The organism is Tenacibaculum sp. ZH5_bin.1, from assembly GCF_042865525.1.
GTDB classification, from domain to species: domain Bacteria; phylum Bacteroidota; class Bacteroidia; order Flavobacteriales; family Flavobacteriaceae; genus Polaribacter; species Polaribacter mesophilus.
Map to the genome: position 1 here is coordinate 43,407 of NZ_JBEGIO010000004.1, position 17,926 is coordinate 61,332.

A 17,926-nucleotide genomic window follows, 5' to 3' on the forward strand; every position below is an offset into this window, starting at 1 on the left:
TTAGTTAGTAGCAAGAAACTTTAAATAGTTACACTATTCAACAATAATTCCGTCTTTCATTGTAAGTGTTCTATCAGCCATTTTTGCTAATTCTTTGTTGTGTGTAACTAATACAAACGTTTGGCCAAACTCATCACGTAACTTAAAAAACAGTTCATGTAAGTTTTTTGCTGAGGTTGAATCCAAGTTTCCAGAAGGTTCATCTGCAAAAATAACAGAAGGTTCGTTAATTAAAGCTCTAGCAACAGCAACACGTTGTTGCTCTCCTCCAGAAAGCTCGTTAGGTTTGTGGTTTTCTCTATGTGATAATCCTAAAAAGGCTAGTAATTCTTTGGCTCTTTTTTCGGTTTCTACTTTTCCTTTTCCTCCGATAAAGGCAGGAATACAAACGTTTTCTAAGGCAGTAAACTCTGGTAACAACTGATGAAATTGAAAAATGAATCCGATATGTTTATTTCGGAAAGCAGAAACTTTTATATCGTTTAAATCTTTTATAGAAACACCATCGACCAATAATTCGTAGCTCTGATTTTTTAAGGGCTTATCTAAAGTTCCTAAAATTTGTAATAAGGTTGTTTTTCCTGCTCCTGATGGACCAACAATAGCGACGATTTCTCCTTTTTTTATATGAAGATCAACGCCTTTTAATATTTCTACCTCTCCGTAATGTTTGTGGATGTTTTTAGCAACAATCATAGTGTTATTTTCTTAGTACGAATGTATAAAAAAGAAATCAGATAAACTTTAGAGCTCACCTGATTTCAAATAATAAATGAACGAGTATTTAAATTATATTTTTGATGTTGTTGTAATCGATAAAATAAACCAATCGAACAGAGAATCTATGCTGCATACTTTGGTCAAAAAGTTTTGAGATGTTATCTTTAAAATCAATATTAGCCGGAGCAAAATCATGATCAGGCCTTATTGAGTTTCTGTAGAAAAAAATCAATTGACTACCAGGAGCAAATTGCCATTGATAGTTCAAATCTAAGTTCCAACTATTAAAGTTTTTATCGTGTTCTCCTTGATAATTATTTGAAACAAGTTCTCCGTTCTCTTCATTTAAACTATAAAATAGACCTAAATATGGAACTTTACTCCAATTATGTCTAAACGATAACGACGCTGCTGATTTTGTACTAAATGTGTATTTTCCAGTTAATGAATTGTCATAAGTATCCCAATCTCGTTGCCCGAAAATAATGTGATCTTTTAAAGAAGCTAATAAAGGTTTTTCTTCTACATCATCTTTATCAATCTTTGTAACATACCCCTGACCGTTATTGGTTTTGCCATATCTAAAACCATAAATCAAAGAAAACTTATTAGTGAAACGATATCTAGGAGAAACTCTAAACCCATAATCTTCTTTAGGGTTGTTTTTGTAAAAAGTATAATACCAATCGTAGTCTATTGCAAACTTTTTTCTATAATCAGTAGACCCCCAATGATTTACATTTAGCCTTTCAGGTCTGTTAAAATAAACTCCACTAGTAGTTCCTTGTCTAGGTTCAAAAAAATCTTTTCGTTCTGTGCTATAATTCAAGTTTCCTCCAAAACTGAATCGCTTTTTTGTATCAGCGCCAAAAGATAAACTAACATTTGTACCTACATACGTTCCTGGATTGTGTAAGAAGTTAATATCATAAAAAACATTAATTCTATAATTATTGAATATTCCTTTAGGTTTTAATAATCGATAGCCAACAAAACCATAAATAGCTTGTTCGTTGTTGCTAAAAAGAATCCCCATATCGTTAGGGTTGTAGTCTTTATTTTCAAAATTATATCCAATTTCTCCTCGCCAATTTCCTGATTGTTTACCAATACTGGTATCAAAAGCATATCCTGTATTTGGATCATCTTCGTCGTCAGAAATATTACTCATTTTAAAACTACCGTCGATATTATACCTACTTTTTTTATCTTCAACATGCCAGAGTAATCCAGTAACATTAGCATCTCTAAATCTTCCGTCACGAGTTACATTGGTGTTAATTAAGGTAATAGATGAGTTTTGATTAAACTGCTGATCTAATACCATAATATTATAGTTAGAAAATGGATTAACTGTAGTTTTGTATGTACTCACATTGCTAATAGTATCTAATCCATTAATTGTTTGCTCAGTTCTTTCAACAGTAGCTTCTGTTTTTTCGGTAATGGCATTAAAGAATCCTACTCCTAAACCTCCTTTGGTTCTTCCAGATATTTTTATGGCGTTTAGCATTTGAACTTTATCAGGAACATCTATAACTTCATCATTTATTTTTTTTCCATCAATAAACTCATCATCATCTTTTCGTTCACCAGAAAATTGATCTATTGGTCTGCCTCCAATTCTTCTTGAATAAAATAAACGTCCTTTACTAAATAATTCAGTTCCTTCAGTAAAAAACTGACGTTGTTCTGTAAATTGCTGTTCAAAAGGGCCCAAGTTTAAGGTAACATTGTCAAAACCTACTTGACTGAAATCAGGAATTAAAGTAGCGTCTAAGGTAAAGTTTTCGGTAATTCCATATTTTACATCCATACCTACACTCCAATCAAAGTCAGTATTACCATCTTTAGTGGTCGTAGTTGCTGATGCATATGGATAAAAGTTTAATCGGGTAGGAGGTTTTATGTTGGTGAAGTTTTCATATAAACCATCATATTGAGTCCAATTTCCTTGTTGATTATCAATATGATTCCAAGTGAATTGAGCATTTAAATTGAGCACTTTTCTGTGGTAATTGATTCCCCATGATTGAACAGGAGTATTAGCAAAACGCAAAGCTCTATATGGAATTTTCATTTCTACAACCCAAGAGTCTTCATTAATGCTAAAATCACTGTCCCATACAGCACTCCAATTAAAATCTTCATTTCCGTTTGATACTTTAGAGTCTGCTTGCGCACCTGAACTGGTTACAATAAACTCAAAAGGATTTTGTCCGTCGTCGTTAGGGTTGATAGTTATTAAAAAGAAATCGCTGTTACCAATATTGTCTCTGTTAGTAAACTCAGCAGGTATTTTTGAAGGTTCAGGATCATACATTTTAGCACTGATGTAAATAGCATTATCATCGTATACTAATTTTACTACTGTTTTATGGGCGTCAGGTTCTGCTTTTCCGTTATCAGGACGCATCATCACAAAATCTTTTGCGGCAGGAACATTTTTCCAAGCAGCATCATCTAATTTTCCGTCAATTTTTGGAGGGGTATCTACACGTACTACATTTAGTTTTTTTCTATTTTTATTAATGGTTTGGGCGGTTGTAACTTCAATAAAGAAGAAACAAGTTATAATAAATGCTAAAATCTTAAGCATAATTTATTGATGTATAGTGTTAGTTGTCGCGCTAAATTATTATGATTTGGATTAATAAATCATAAAATCATGTTAATTACAGTAAAAACGTGTTAAAAAAAAGAATGTTAAAAGTTTAAATGTTAAAAAAATAGTAGAATGAAAATTAAATAAAACTTGATTTAATTATAAATTAAAGTACAAATTATAAGGTATTATAAATTGAATTTGTATTTTTGTTCGACTTTTAAAAATTCATATCTAATGAACTTACACGAATATCAAGGTAAAGAAATATTAAGCAGTTTTGGCGTTCGTATTCAACGCGGAATTGTTGCAAATACTCCAGAAGAAGCTGTTGAAGCAGCAAAAAAATTAACAGAAGAAACAGGTACTGGTTGGCACGTAATCAAAGCTCAAGTACACGCAGGTGGTCGTGGAAAAGGTGGAGGTGTTAAGTTAGCTAAAAACTTAGACGAAGTAAAGAGCATTTCTGATGATATTTTAGGAATGATGTTAGTAACTCCTCAAACTTCAGCAGAAGGAAAGTTAGTTAACCAAGTGTTAATTGCTGAGGATGTATATTATCCTGGTGATAGTGAGCCAGATGAATTTTATATGTCAGTTTTATTAAACCGTGCTACGGGTAGAAACATGATTATGTACTCTACTGAAGGAGGTATGGATATTGAAACTGTGGCAGAAGAAACTCCACACTTAATTTTTACAGAAGAAATTGATCCAGGAACAGGATTATTACCTTTTCAAGCTCGTAAAATTGCTTTTAATTTAGGTTTAAGCGGTGGGGCTTTAAAAGAAATGGTAAAATTTGTTACTGCTTTATATACTGCATACATCAAGTCTGATTCTTCGATGTTTGAAATTAACCCAGTATTAAAAACATCTGATGATAAAATTATGGCAGTAGATGCTAAAGTATCGTTAGATGAGAATGCATTATATCGTCATAAAGATTATGCAGCAATGCGTGATTTACGTGAAGAAAATCCAATTGAGGTAGAAGCTAAAGCTGCAGGATTAAACTATGTAGATTTAGATGGTAATGTTGGATGTATGGTAAACGGAGCTGGTTTAGCAATGGGAACTATGGATTTAATTAAGCAAGCAGGTGGTGATCCAGCTAACTTCTTAGATGTTGGTGGTACTGCAGATGCACAGCGTGTTGAAACTGCTTTCGGAATCATTTTAAAAGACCCTAATGTAAAAGCTATCTTAGTAAATATTTTTGGAGGAATCGTTCGTTGTGATCGTGTTGCTCAAGGTGTAGTAGATGCTTATAAAAATATGGGAGACAAAATTAATGTGCCTATTATTTGTCGTTTACAAGGAACAAATGCTAAAGAAGCAAAAGAATTAATAGACAATAGCGGAATGGAGATAATCTCAGCTACTGAGTTCCAAGAGGCTGCTGACAAAGTAGGGGAAGTTTTAAACGCTTAAACTACCATTTAATTCTTAGTTATAACTGGTCCTAAATAGTGTTATATATTTTAAGGTCAGAAAACCAAACCTCATTAGAAATCTAAATTCTAATGAGGTTTAGTTTTTAATATCATGAATTAAAAGTCAATATGAAAGACTCAGAAGCTAATAACTTAAAAGTAAACTCTAATAAATAAGTAAGTGATAGAGTTAAGTTACCTGTCTAGTTTCATAATTAAATGTATTGAAATAGATGACTGCTAGAATAAAAGAGAAAAAAAACACGTACTACTTAGTGACTTTTTAAGTACATAAAATAGTGTGCACAGGTACAAGCTGCGTACAAATAAAATTGGTTTTTGTTAAAAGACAGTGTTTTACAGTAAAAAACTTAAAAATCAATATATTAAATGTGTGATTTTGAAGATGTTTTATATCTTTAACTCAAAAATTGTACCACCCTAAAAATACGTCTATGAACATAAAAGCAAAGCTTTTTATATGTGGTGAGGAACGAGAATTGCTTACTACTAACTTAAATTATAACAGACTTACTGATTGGAATGGTAAACCTACTTCAGCCTTATTAGGAGGAACTATTTCAGTAACTTTTGAATCTGAAATGTACGATGATACTTTTGTTGATTGGATTAAATCAGATAGAAGAGGTAATAAAAAAATACGTCATCCTTTTAATCTTTATCAGTTAAGAGACGGTAAAATAGTTTTTTACAAAGACGAGTTTGATGGAGTAGAGCTATTTCAATACAACTTTCAAGATGGTGTACTTGTAAATTATTACGAAACTTTTGATAACCAAAAAGGTATGCAGGTTACGTTAACCATATCGCCTGCGATGCAAGACTATCGTTTTTTTAATAATAGTACCGACTGGCGTAGAAAAAGCACTACTCGTTATATAAAGCCTTGGCAAGAAAGTTTTATACCGCCTATAGAAGATACGCCTTATAAAGCGAAAGAAACTAATAAATCAGAAAAAAAACCTCAAATAATTAGTGGATGGTGGACTAAAAATAAAAATGACAGATTAAACCTAAAAAAAGCTAATCTTGGTAATACAGTTTATTTTCACATAGAAACTAAGAATATTAATGACGGTGAAGAAATAGATTGTAAGCTGTATGATTTAGATAAATTTTTATGGGACTATTTATATCCTGATGACGATAAATTCAACAAAAAAGAAGTTCATAAAAAAGCTATCGTAAGAAATAATAAGGCGACTATTGAACTTTTTCTTAACCAAAAATGGGAACAAAATCTTGTAGAAGATAGAGCTTACGATATTGAACTTTATTGGAAGGTTAGCTATAAAGAAACAATCAAAAACTTACCTAACAGGGAGAAGCTTTATCTTAATGTAACTTTTAGCGATCGAACACTGTTTTTTAAACCTTCTATTGCAGGAGGTAAATTACCACAACTTATCGCTAACGATGGAAGCCCTTTGTTTTTAGCTGAACTTAAAGAAGCTACAATTGATGAAGTTGAGGACATTGCTAAGTCAAGGATTAAAGATAAAGTTAAAAAGAAAGCTGAAAAGCTTGTAAGTAGTGCTGTAGCAGGTTATAATAATGCTATTGAAAGTAGAGTAACTACCATTGCATTGGCGAAATTAGCCAAAGGTACTATGGTAGATACAAATGGTAAAATACATACTAAGCCTAGAAAAATTTACCAATACACTGAAGAAGTATTTAACAAAGAGGTAATTGTAAAAAGAGGTAGACGTTTTGATAACGGTGTTGTAAAATCAGCAGCTAATCAAGCACATTATTTTGCAACTAATGGTACTAATGTAGAAATACTAAATACATTACGTATAAGGCCATTAATGAGTGCTGAAGATGCGTCTGAAACATTTAGTAAAATATTTAGCTTGGTTGATTTCTCTACGATGAGTTTAGAAGAAATAACGGATACACCTTTAAACGTACCTGATTTTTTGTTAAAACGTTTTTTACCCAAAACTCCCATAGTAGGTATTAGTTTATGGCTTGAGTTTTTAGGATATGTAGCTTTAGTTGAACATGAAAAGCAAGAAGCTATGGTTGACCAAATAATGCAAGAAAAACTTGAAAGAGCAAAAATAAAAGGACTAGATGCTTTAAGAACATTTTTACATGTTTATGAAACAGATTATGAATTAAGAAAAGTAACAAGCAAGACTTTAGGTAAATTATTAACAAATAATTTTAAAACATTAAATGATTTACTTGACTTTGATGCGAAAACAAGAGGGGAAAGGAATATTGAACTTTTAATAAAAAAGGATAATAAAACCAATCCTGTGCAAACTAAAACAATTATTGAATCAATTTTTTTCTCTAAATAAAATGAAGTATTTAAATATTATACTCACACTTCTATTAGTTTCATGTACAACAACTAAAGAAATTGCTGTTACAAGTAAAGTGTCTAATAAATATAAAGTTATTGCTTGGTATGATAAAGAGCAGAAAGATATTTGGGCTTTTAGTGTTCCTATATATTTAGAAGTTGAAAATAAAAGTTTTCTAACACCACGTGAGTTCATATCTCATAAATATATTTATGCAGATAAAAACAGTGGTACACATACATTTTTGTATGAGTTAGAAGCAAATGGAAAATTAAAAAAGAAAAAGAATTTCAGTAGAAAAAAAATAACACCTAGTACAAAGAAAAAATACATTATTTATTCTAAACATTTAATAACAAACAAGAAATATTCCGGCCAAATATTGCACTCTTATAAAAATAGAGAGTTTAAAAGTGATTCTATAGTACTCGACTTTTTTAATGATTTTAAAAACAAATTACCAGATTTAGCTGAAAATATATTGGTAAAAGATAGTTTGTTCTTAAGCTTTAACAACGAGGATGAAAAAAGTAAACTATCTACAAAAAGAATTAAAGTCCCTATTAAACTTTAAACGTACCTGATTTTTTGTTAAAACGTTTTTTACCCAAAACACCTATAGTAGGTATTAGTTTATGGCTTGAGTTTTTAGGATATGTAGCTTTAGTTGAACATGGAAAGCAAGAAGCTATAGTTGACCAAATAATGCAAGAAAAACTTGAAAGAGCAAAAATAAAAGGATTAGATGCTTTAAGAACATTTTTACATGTTTATGAAACAGATTATATTTTAGTGCCAATCGCAAGTAAAACCCTTACTGAATTATTGACAAGTAATTTTAAAACAATGAGAGAGGTTTTAGATTATGATAGTAGTATAGCAGGAAAAAAGAGAATTAGGCTTCTTGTTAGAGAAGATGATAAAACCAATCCTGTGCAGGTAAAAACAATTGTTGAATCTATTTTCCTTAAATAAACTTATGAAATATTTATACATCATATTAATTTTTTTTATTTCCTGTGGTGCCAATAAAGATATTAAAATAACAAGTAAACCAAGTGAAGATTCTGAAGTGATTGCATGGTATGATAATGAGAGTAAAAAAATATGGGCAATTAGTTTACCTTTTGATTTAAATATTAAAAGTAGTGGAAATAAATTTTTATATCATTTTCAATATAAATATAAAAAATCTGATGAAGGTGCTGTGATTAAAATGTATTTCATCAGTGACGAAAAATTGGTGAGATTAGAAAATTATAAAAAAAGAAAATTTAGTAATCAAAAAAATAAATCATTTTTGTTTTACACAAAACATCTGATAATTGATAAAGATGAGTCAAAAAGGATATTATCAAAAATAGATACAACATCAATTAAAGCTGATTCTCTTTTCATAGGTAATTTTTATAGTTTTAGTAAAAAATTCCCCAGAATAACAAAAAACCTTATTGATGGGGATACACTTTATTTAAGATTTAAAGAAATTGAGGGGGTAAATAAAGAAAGAATTAAAGTACCTATACACCTTTAAATGTACCTGATTTTTTGTTAAAACGTTTTTTTACCCAAAAGACCCATAGTAGGTATTAGTTTATGGCTTGAGTTTTTAGGATATGTAGCTTTAGTTAAACATGAAAAGCAAGAAGCTATGGTTGACCAAATAATGCAATAAAAATTTGAAAAAGCAAAAACTAAGGGAGTAGATGCTTTAAGAACATTTCTACACATTTATGAAATAGAATAATTACTATACATGAAATTTCAAAAAATAATTATATTATTCTTAGTTGTTTTAACAGGTTGTGTAACAGGAAAAGAGATTATTTCTGTAAAAAAAGTCCCTTCAGCTAAGAGAATAGTATTATCGTATGATAAAGTCGATAATAAATTTTTAAGAATTCAAATACCTATAAAGTTTGAATTAAAAAGCAAGTATAAAAACGATATATACATATATTCTGTAAGCTATAAATATGCTTCTAATAAAAAGGGGTTAGTATCTCCATATTATGAAACAGTAAATAATATAGATGTTAAGCAGTCATTTTCTTTAAAAAAGGAAATAAAATATGAGACAACATACTTTTTTTCAATTTATTCACAACACTTAATTAATAATGATTCATTAAGTCAATTAAAATTATCAAGGTATAAAAATATGATGCGAAGTAAATTTGATAGTGTAATGGACGCTAAAAAATTTAAAGAAAAAAATGAAGATTATTATAAGTATATTCTCAAAAACGATTCGATAAGAATTAAGTATAAAGTAGAAGGGAAAATGAAAGTTTTAAAAATCCCTGTTTTGTAATTATGCTTCATAATTAAAGTAAGGTTAACCAAAAAATGAAGTATTTAAATATTATACTTACACTTTTATTAGTTTCTTGTACAACAACTAAAGAAATTACTGTTACAAGTAAGGTATCTAATAAACATAAAGTTATTGCTTGGTATGATGTAGAGAAAAAAACTATTTGGGCATTAAGTTTTCCTATATCTCTGAACATTATTAATGATGATGTAAAAAAAGAGTTATTATACTATCAGTATAATTACAAAAATTCAAAAAGAGGTAAAGTGATATCTCTATATGAAATCGAAAAAGATAATAGTCTCATACTCATCAAAAACTTTAAGAAAAAAGAATTAAAGCTTGATGAAACTAATAATTTTCTAATACTTACTAAGCATATTATTACTGGTAGTGAATTAGCAAATAAAATAGTTGTAGGGTTAGATAATAAACAATTAAAAAATGATTCCATTTCTTTAGGTAAATTCAAAGACTTTAAAAAAAGGTATTCATCTTCTATTAAAAACCTTCTTAATAAAGACACTCTCTACATAAGGTTTAAAATTTTTGAACATAATAATAGAAAGAAGAAAAGAATTAAAGTACCTATTAAGGTTAACTAATCAATGAAGTTAATTATCTACTTGTTAATTCATAGTATGCTTAAAAAGTTTATTAACAGAGTAAGTAATCGTTTTTCTACGTATGAATTTTAATACCACGGATTAAAAGACAAATCGAAAGCTTCGGTTGCTAAAAACTTAGGAGTAAACCCTTATTTTGTAAACGACTACGTAAACGCAGCCCGTAACTACCCGATGCGAAAAGTATCACAAATTATTGCCTTGTTACGTGATGCCGATGTAAAAAGCAAAGGGATAGGAGCCAACCAAACCCATGCCGATATTTTAAAAGAATTACTGTTTAAGATGTTGCATTAACGTGTTTATGTATGATTTTTTGCAGGAAAAGTATACTAGTCGTTTTTCGTTATTTTGGAAAGAATTAATAAGATTGAGTTTCGTTTAGGAAATTCTACCGTAATTAATTATACACCTTGTTGTGTGCAGTAATTTTCTCATTGATTATTCTATAGATAATGATAATAAATGATGATTCCCGTTTAATTCAAACTCAATTTCATCCTTTGTATGTTTTATTACATTCCGATTTCCGAAGTCAAATTCCTTATGATGATTTGGACAGAGTAAAATTATATTTTCTGGATTTTCTTTTCCTTGTTTATGTTTAGGGATTATATGAGCAGCCTCAATATATCTTGAGCCATCTCTTTTTAAAATGAATTGTCCGCAGATCTGACATTCGAAATTCCGCAATATTTTTATTAATGCAATAACCTTATTGTTTCGCTTATAGCTTTTATGATTTATTGTAACTTTTTCAGAATTATCGTTTTCAGAGTTTTCGAGTTCATTAATTAAATTATTTTTCGTTTTATCTTTTAGATGGTTAGTGATTTCCGTCTGTTCAATTTCATCAGGCATTGAAGGGTCATCAAATATTGACAAGTTGTCTAAATATTGCTGATAGATTTTTCTCAATTTTATTTTCGCATCTCCTTTTTCTTTAATATAAGCAATATGCATCTTTAAAGCTGATAAAGATTTTTTCAATCGTTCTGTTCCGTAATCCTCAAGTATAAATTTTAGAAAGCTATTAAATAAATCAACACTTAGAGTTCTCGTAAACTGGACTCCATCTAAAAGCTTGGGAAAAATCTGAACAATAATCATTTGCGCTGAACCTCTATTCATATTAAGCTCTCTAACAAGTGTATCTATTCCGTCATTTTTTGTTTGATTTCCTTCATAAACTTTTTTAGCAGTATTGAAAATTATTCGGTTGGGATTTTGTTCAGACATTAGTTAATTTCGAAAATATTTAGTTATTGCATACCGGTCTTGTATAAGAAAAGTAGCGGATTTAATAGTACTAGCATTTTCTGTTAAACACAGACCTCTTTTATATTTACTTATTTTTATTTTAGCAGTTAAACCGCTATTATTTTATACATTGTAAGCCACCATTTTTATATGCTAAATAATCATAAAGGCAGATTAGTTTTCTGAAATATGTATTCCCTAAAGTTTTATTGTTAATATTCTCTTTCAAAAAATTATGTAGCTGCTCAAGATTTATTTTTTCGGTTTCCAAAAGTGGTGTATAATATAAAATATGAGCAAAGTCTTCTCTTTTTGTTAGCTCTTCGAAGCTTTTATATTTATCATTAATTTCTTCAGCTTTTCTTGAATAATTTTGTGCGGGATGAAAATTCTGTTGCTGAATTGAATTTACTTTTTCAATAAAGGCAGGACTAAATTCCAATGTTTTGTCATCTTCTGGAATTTCACCATCTTCATTTAAGAAACCACCACCACTTAAATATTTAAAATATGGTATATATGTTCCTTTAATATTGGTAATTACATTCTTCGAAACTTTTTCAGCATTCCAATCATTAGTTAAAACGATATCTTTTAATAAATCTCTCAAATGGATGCCAGTGTAGCCTACTTCTGAAAGTTTATCTCTTACTCCGACACCATAGAAAAACTCAACTTTTTTCAATATTTTCTATTTCATCTAAATCATCACTTACAAAGACTTTAGATTTGGATTGATTTGACTTTACAAAATCAAAAACCATATCTTTCATATTCCTCAGAATTTTTATTGGAAGTCTCTTTTTGTTATTTGCAAGCACAGTATATAACGGACTAAAGTTATTTAATCTTATCAATTTTATTGGCAACACCGTGTCCGAAATCAAAAGAGTACTATCAATCATTGTTGGTTCAACATCATCTGGAATCCATTCGCAAAAGATTAATCTATCTTTAAGTTTATCAATGTTATGTCTACTCAAGCAAGCTATTATTGATTTTAATATTTCTTGAATATTATGGTCGTTCAAACTATAACCTAAAAATATTATAGGTTGCTCAATAAAAATAGTTAACAACTTTGCTGCTAAATATGGGTTTTTATTATTGAAATTTTCATAATCACTTGAAGTCAGAACTAACGAATTTGGATTAGAACTACATCCGTGAATTTTGTACACGTCTCCTACGGAAATATAATCTTGGAACAGTATACTTTCTTGTCCTATAAATACACTGAAATCTGGAAATATTGATTCTAAAAACAAGTCCCAGTTTGTGGTTATAATGCCATCGATATTTACTTTTCGAAATAGATTAATTTCATGTTCAAGCTCTTTTATATTAGTCAATCCTTTATTTCTTATATATTTCGTGATTTCAAATTTAAAAGGGCATTGAGAAGTTCTTACTTTATCTTGAAATTCTTTACGACTCTCTTTAAAACGTTCCTCCTTCCACCACAAATCGTAAAATTCTTCCGCTATAATTGAAGCAACTTCTGGTAAATCTCCATTTGCTTTAGATAAATAATATCTAAAACTATTTGCCATTCCGATTTCATCTGTAATTTTTCCAAGAAGGTCTGCCCAAGTTTCTAAGCCTAAATATCTTCTCGAAATTCCTGACCCTACAAATAGGAAAGGTGATGTGGCAAATTTATTTAGATGTATTTTTAATTCTTCTTCCAAAGTTTATTTTTTAAATGGTGGCTAACTTATTTATATAATTACTTTTAGTACGCTTATGCAACCTATTTGGAGGTATAAAGATACTTTACCTAAAATAAAGTTATCAAGGAGTTATTGTTATTTAATTATACAACTCCTACGAACCTAAAAAAAGACAAGCACATATTCTTACGGAATCCCATAAGCTTAATTCTTTAGGTAACGAAAGTAGTTTTAGCTACCATAAAAGCTTGCACGGGTCGCTGATATCACGGCATGCTCCGCAGACACCACGGCACGGGTCGCTGATATTATTAAGGCTATAGAATTATCTTGTGTTTTGTGTAAGCAGCAGTTTTTATACTGCTTACACGATATTTCTTTAAATTTTTCTTAGTTCAACTCTTCTATTTTGTGCTTTTCCTTCTTCTGTAGCGTTATTACCTATAGGTTTCGTGTGCCCAAAGCCTTTACTTTCTAGTCTTGATTCTTCAATACCTTCATCTACGAGTGACATAAGAACAGATTTGGCTCTGTTTTTAGATAGTTTCATATTAAAACCTTCATTACCCACATTATCAGTATGTCCTTCAATACTTATTTTTAAATTGGGATTTGTTTTTAACATTTTAGATATTTCACTCACTATTTCGTAAGAGTCAGCTTTAATTCTTGATTTGCCAGTATCGAAATTAATATGTAATGTAGCAAAGCCTTTAGTGTTTATTTCATTTATGATTTTATCTGCAGTTATTTTCTCTATTGTTTGTTCAAATTCTTTTGATTCCACAACTCCAATTTGTGCATTAGCCACATCAGAATAGATTTGAATTCCTATTTTTTTAGTTGGTGTTTTTAATACATACATACGAATAGGATGGTTTACAACATCTCCAACATAAAAATTATTAAAGTAAGTATAACGATCGTTTACGCTTTCTCCTTTTTGATTTACAAGTTCATTAGGTATTTTTCCTTCAAAAATAAGTTGAGCGCCAATAGCTGTTAAGTAGTCTTTAATACTTTTATCAAAATAGTATTGATTCCATTTTTGATTTCCATCCATCATAATTCCCATTTTATCTACTCGTCCTTCTATATCAAAAAATGAATTACCGTCAAACATTTCAAGTTTGTGAAAATCATAAGACTCTGTGCTGCTAGTATTTTTATTTACTAACATACCTTTTGGTGGTGTTATATAAGGGTATGCACCAATATCAACTTTAGATTCAACTATGTTTTTCCAAGAAAATTTTTTAGTGTTATTCTTTAATTCTTTTTTTTCTTTGGTTGTAACTTCATTATTAACAACTTCATCTAAGTTGTTTTTGGTAGTCTCTTTCTCATTTTTACATGAAATTAAAGTAATTATTGATAACAAACAGATTGAGTAAATTCTTTTCATTGTAATTCTTATTTAAGTTTGGCTTCTAATTGTTAATAACAGCTTTTATGTGCTTGTTAATTATGGAGTTAAATATAATATTTTTAAGTTTAGTTTAATGTTATTAATTATTTTAGTGGTTTTTTGAAGTTTCTTACATCTTCTTGAGATTGAAAGTAGGTTATATTTGTAATTAAGAGTTTATTACTGCAGTTAAACATTATAAAGATTAATTTTATAGTTATTTCTCGGGAGAGTTTAATAATAAGTTATTCTTATTTAGTAGTATACTTTTTGTATTCAGCAATTTTATTTTCTAATCTTTTATTTAAATATTCATTCTTATTATTTAGTGTTTCATTAATTACTATAGCTTCAGATAAATAGTGTTGAATTTTATCTTTTTTCCAATGTTTTGGTGGTTCTTGAAGGTTTGTGATTCTGTCTGCTAATTTTACCATTCCAACCTCTTTTTTAAGTTTGTTTATTCGGTTCAAGCTATCTATCATTTTCTCTTTTTTAGAATCAAGATTTTTATTTTTAGTTAATGCTTGAACTCCAATAGCAACTTTTTCTCCAAACTTATTCAATAATTCCGAAAAGTCAGTATCAGTATCTTCTAATGTATCGTGGAGTAGCGCTAATTGAACAGCATAATTCAAATCGAAATTGTTAGCTGCATTATGTGCTAAGATTATTTCCATAGCAACGTTAGAGATATGTAGCAAATAGTTGGAATTTGTACCAGGAACTTTTTGATCTTTATGCTTTTCTCCAGCAAACTTTATTGCTTTTTGATATAGTTCTTGTGTCATTTGAGGTGTTTTCTATTAATTGGCTACAACTTGTTTAATCTTTATAGTTTTCTAAGGCATATCTTACATTTTCATTTCTGCTGTTTATTAACTCCTTAATTATTTGATTGCTTTTAGGGGAGTTTATAGCTTTCAATGCGTGAACACATTTTCTTAAAGTTGGTTCGTTTTCATCATCGTACTTTCTGTAAATCTCTTCTTTTACAACAATTTCTTTTAGAGGCTCAGTAAACCTATCATCTTTAAAACCTCTAACTATATCAACAATATTTTCATGTTCTTCATGCCATTCAGCTAAAATAATTTCTTCAAAAACATCTATATACTCATTATCAGTGCCATCATAAAAGCATACAGTAATACAAAAGGTAAGTTTATCATTATCCTTGTTTTCAATAGCTTCTCTAAATAGTTTTAAAACTTGAGTTTTATATTTTTTCCTGTTAAGAGAAATACCCTCAAAAAAGTCTTTCCCTTGTCGTAGATTTTTTTCGTAATTAGAATAAATATCAGATAGTTTCTTTTTAGGAAAGAGTTTTTTTAGCATAGTATATTATTGTTCAAAAGGATAAAAAGTAGTTGAGAACAAGCAATTACTTATAATAATTACTGTAAGTGGCTCTATTTCGGGTTGATAAATAATATTTTTCGGTTAAACTCTTCTTCAAACTTATACAAAAAATCTAGTTCTTTTCCATATTCATCGTATTTCTCCCAAGGGGTTAACTTCTTTTCTGAGTCAAGAAAGCTTTTGATTTTTACTAACACTTCTTTACGAAGCTGTTCTGGTATGGTATCCTCGAAATTTTCAATCCGATTGTTTTCTTCATAATTAATCAAAACATTGTGAAATTCTAATAGTTGATTCCTGAAGTTATTTTTTATAAATATTTCAACAGAAAATTCAATATCAGATAATTCTTGTGGTATTACCATGTCAAATATTGGGGTTACAACTAAATATGGCTCTCCCCAAGAAATTTTTTTCTCTTCTAATGAGCATTTAGGTAGTGTATCTGTGTCTATTTTCACTTGTTTTGATTGAGTTGATGTTTTGTTAGTTATATTGAGTGGAGTTGGACGTAGTTGAATCTGCCGTAATTGTGGTTATTGTTGTTAGCTACAGTTTTTTCATTTCATCATTTATGTCCCAAATCATTTTTGTCGCATCTTCTTTTTCTGTTAGTACCAATCTATCCTTATCAATTCCAATTTCTTTCAATTCATTATAGATTGTTTTTTTGTCTTCTGCTTTTACTTTAATTCTAATCATCATATTTTTCCAAAAATCCTTTTTGTTTAAAGGAACTGATAAGTCTGAATTATTGGAAGCGAATAATCTACCGTGTTGTCTAAATAACCTAAATTGATAAGTTCTTTGGTTAATATTGTCAATGTAAGTCGGTACATTACAAACAAATGATGTGTCTAAATCATAAGGATTATAGTTTGGATAAAGTAATTTGTCATAATCAGTCGTTTCGTTGAGAATAAATTCAAATGGTACTAATAATCCCCAAAGTTGTCCATCATTTTTTTCGTGTTTTGTTGAAGGTTCAGACATAAAAAATGATGAATGAACACTTGAAGTTGATAGGTCAATCAAATTTGTTTTAATTCCAGCGTGCTGTGCTTGAAAAAGCAAATCCCAATCTTCTCCATATGGTTTTTTACTATATTTAAATAAGTGCTTGTCTCCATATGTCTCGGTTACTTTTTTCTTAAAAAGTTCAGCTCCACTTTTTTCAATATCACGCGCTCTTGTTAAGTCAATTGCAGTTGAAAATGGTGGTCTAAAAATTCCAGGTAAAATGTCCCAACCATAAAATTGTTCCCCTCTGTAATGAGGCATTACATCTATTCCAATACTAAATTTTAACTCAACCCTAACATTGATTAACTTATCGTGAAAATTACTCACATCTTGAAGATTTTTAATTTCAAAATTTTGTAATGGATCAAGATATTTTTCTTTTATATGTTCGGAAAGTTTTATGTCGTTCATTGGTTGGTCTAAATTGTAGCTAACGTTTTCGTATAACCGTCAGTTATTGGTTTAAATATATTTTAATTTTTGGTTTTGAATAGGTGCTAGCAATTTCGAGTGGATTCTTACGTAGTTGAATACGCCGTAATTGCAGTTCTATATTATTGTGTATTGTGCTTTTTTATCCACTTAATATATTATTTCTTTCGTTTTGATATATTCATAATCATTTCCACCTAAATAATTTTGTGTCCCTAGATAAACAGAACAAGCCATAATTAGGTTAATTTGTTTTGCTATTTCTTCTATAACAATATCCGACGGTTCTTTAGAGTCAAACATTAGCATTATTGTGATAGGTTCTTTCAAGTTTTCAGCTTGTTGTTCAATACTTCCTTCTTCATAATTACTCCAATAAGAATGTTTCCTAGATATGTTAATTTCAAAGGACGAATCGATTGATTGAGCCATAACCCATTCATAAACATTCTCATAATCATAGTAATATTCTCCAATTAGTTTTTCATTACGAAATTCAGTTGCTATGTCATCAAGATGTTTTTTCGAGTAAAACCAAAGTTTATAATTTTTTCTTTTAGATTTCATTGGAGCGCATTGTTACAACTAGTTTATATATGTACTAAAATCACTATTACATTCCTATAATGGTAGAGTAAGGAGAAGTTTTAGCAATTTATACTCATCCAAATATAAAAAAAGGAAGATAAAAAAGTGTAACTTTTTTATCGGGTCAACACACG

General features: G+C 29.4%; 18 protein-coding genes and 1 pseudogene. 8 read left to right on the forward strand and 11 right to left on the reverse strand.

What is annotated here, in order from left to right; translation table 11 throughout:
• Positions 1-33: 33 nt before the first annotated feature.
• Both ABHQ57_RS11750 and ABHQ57_RS11755 read right to left on the reverse strand, forming a co-directional pair.
• The gene (locus ABHQ57_RS11750; RefSeq protein ID WP_047790643.1) at positions 34-696 is read right to left on the reverse strand and encodes an ABC transporter ATP-binding protein; all 663 of its coding nucleotides are present in this window, start codon (positions 694-696) and stop codon (positions 34-36) included.
• Positions 697-784: 88 nt separating this feature from the next.
• A complete protein-coding gene (locus ABHQ57_RS11755; RefSeq protein WP_167714090.1) occupies positions 785-3,319 on the reverse strand; it encodes a DUF5916 domain-containing protein in 2,535 nt (844 codons plus the stop codon).
• Between the two features lie 243 nt (positions 3,320-3,562).
• Between ABHQ57_RS11755 and sucC the strand changes: the two genes are divergently transcribed.
• The 8 genes and pseudogenes from sucC to ABHQ57_RS11795 form a co-directional block, all read left to right on the forward strand.
• Positions 3,563-4,759 carry an ADP-forming succinate--CoA ligase subunit beta gene (sucC, locus tag ABHQ57_RS11760; RefSeq protein ID WP_047790645.1) on the forward strand — a complete coding sequence of 399 codons (1,197 nt, stop codon included), beginning with the start codon at positions 3,563-3,565 and terminating at the stop codon, positions 4,757-4,759.
• Positions 4,760-5,216: 457 nt separating this feature from the next.
• Entirely contained in the window at positions 5,217-7,097 is a 1,881-nt protein-coding gene (gene tssD / locus ABHQ57_RS11765; RefSeq protein WP_167714089.1) for a type VI secretion system tube protein TssD, read from the forward strand.
• Between the two features lies 1 nt (position 7,098).
• Positions 7,099-7,677 (forward strand): hypothetical protein, encoded by a 579-nt coding sequence (locus ABHQ57_RS11770; protein ID WP_167714088.1) that lies wholly within the window; start codon positions 7,099-7,101, stop codon positions 7,675-7,677.
• Positions 7,678-7,691: 14 nt separating this feature from the next.
• Positions 7,692-8,078, forward strand: coding sequence for a hypothetical protein (locus tag ABHQ57_RS11775; protein WP_167714087.1), 387 nt, complete (start codon positions 7,692-7,694; stop codon positions 8,076-8,078).
• Between the two features lie 4 nt (positions 8,079-8,082).
• Entirely contained in the window at positions 8,083-8,637 is a 555-nt protein-coding gene (locus tag ABHQ57_RS11780; RefSeq protein WP_167714086.1) for a hypothetical protein, read from the forward strand.
• A 222-nt stretch (positions 8,638-8,859) separates the two neighbouring features.
• Complete coding sequence (locus ABHQ57_RS11785; RefSeq protein ID WP_167714085.1) at positions 8,860-9,417, forward strand: hypothetical protein; 558 nt, start codon at positions 8,860-8,862, stop codon at positions 9,415-9,417.
• 35 nt (positions 9,418-9,452) lie between these two features.
• The gene (locus ABHQ57_RS11790) at positions 9,453-10,025 is read left to right on the forward strand and encodes a hypothetical protein (RefSeq protein WP_167714084.1); all 573 of its coding nucleotides are present in this window, start codon (positions 9,453-9,455) and stop codon (positions 10,023-10,025) included.
• Between the two features lie 93 nt (positions 10,026-10,118).
• Positions 10,119-10,343, forward strand: a pseudogene (locus ABHQ57_RS11795) (DNA polymerase III subunit delta); the annotation flags it as partial.
• A gap of 144 nt (positions 10,344-10,487) precedes the next feature.
• Here the strand turns inward: ABHQ57_RS11795 and ABHQ57_RS11800 are convergent.
• The 9 genes from ABHQ57_RS11800 to ABHQ57_RS11840 form a co-directional block, all read right to left on the reverse strand.
• Positions 10,488-11,285 (reverse strand): HNH endonuclease, encoded by a 798-nt coding sequence (locus ABHQ57_RS11800; protein ID WP_167714083.1) that lies wholly within the window; start codon positions 11,283-11,285, stop codon positions 10,488-10,490.
• Between the two features lie 139 nt (positions 11,286-11,424).
• Positions 11,425-11,991 (reverse strand): hypothetical protein, encoded by a 567-nt coding sequence (locus ABHQ57_RS11805; protein ID WP_167714082.1) that lies wholly within the window; start codon positions 11,989-11,991, stop codon positions 11,425-11,427.
• The gene (locus ABHQ57_RS11810) at positions 11,978-12,997 is read right to left on the reverse strand and encodes an SIR2 family protein (protein WP_167714081.1); all 1,020 of its coding nucleotides are present in this window, start codon (positions 12,995-12,997) and stop codon (positions 11,978-11,980) included. Before ABHQ57_RS11810 ends, ABHQ57_RS11805 begins: the two co-directional genes overlap by 14 nt.
• A gap of 361 nt (positions 12,998-13,358) precedes the next feature.
• Positions 13,359-14,384: an OmpA family protein gene (locus ABHQ57_RS11815; protein WP_073183337.1), complete on the reverse strand. Its 1,026-nt coding sequence runs from the start codon at positions 14,382-14,384 to the stop codon at positions 13,359-13,361.
• Between the two features lie 254 nt (positions 14,385-14,638).
• Positions 14,639-15,178 carry an HD domain-containing protein gene (locus tag ABHQ57_RS11820; RefSeq protein ID WP_167714080.1) on the reverse strand — a complete coding sequence of 180 codons (540 nt, stop codon included), beginning with the start codon at positions 15,176-15,178 and terminating at the stop codon, positions 14,639-14,641.
• A gap of 34 nt (positions 15,179-15,212) precedes the next feature.
• Positions 15,213-15,725: a hypothetical protein gene (locus ABHQ57_RS11825; protein WP_167714079.1), complete on the reverse strand. Its 513-nt coding sequence runs from the start codon at positions 15,723-15,725 to the stop codon at positions 15,213-15,215.
• A 74-nt stretch (positions 15,726-15,799) separates the two neighbouring features.
• A complete protein-coding gene (locus ABHQ57_RS11830; RefSeq protein WP_167714078.1) occupies positions 15,800-16,210 on the reverse strand; it encodes a hypothetical protein in 411 nt (136 codons plus the stop codon).
• 88 nt (positions 16,211-16,298) lie between these two features.
• Positions 16,299-17,099: an FRG domain-containing protein gene (locus ABHQ57_RS11835; protein WP_167714077.1), complete on the reverse strand. Its 801-nt coding sequence runs from the start codon at positions 17,097-17,099 to the stop codon at positions 16,299-16,301.
• Positions 17,100-17,354: 255 nt separating this feature from the next.
• The gene (locus ABHQ57_RS11840; RefSeq protein WP_389863770.1) at positions 17,355-17,636 is read right to left on the reverse strand and encodes a hypothetical protein; all 282 of its coding nucleotides are present in this window, start codon (positions 17,634-17,636) and stop codon (positions 17,355-17,357) included.
• Positions 17,637-17,926 lie beyond the last annotated feature (290 nt).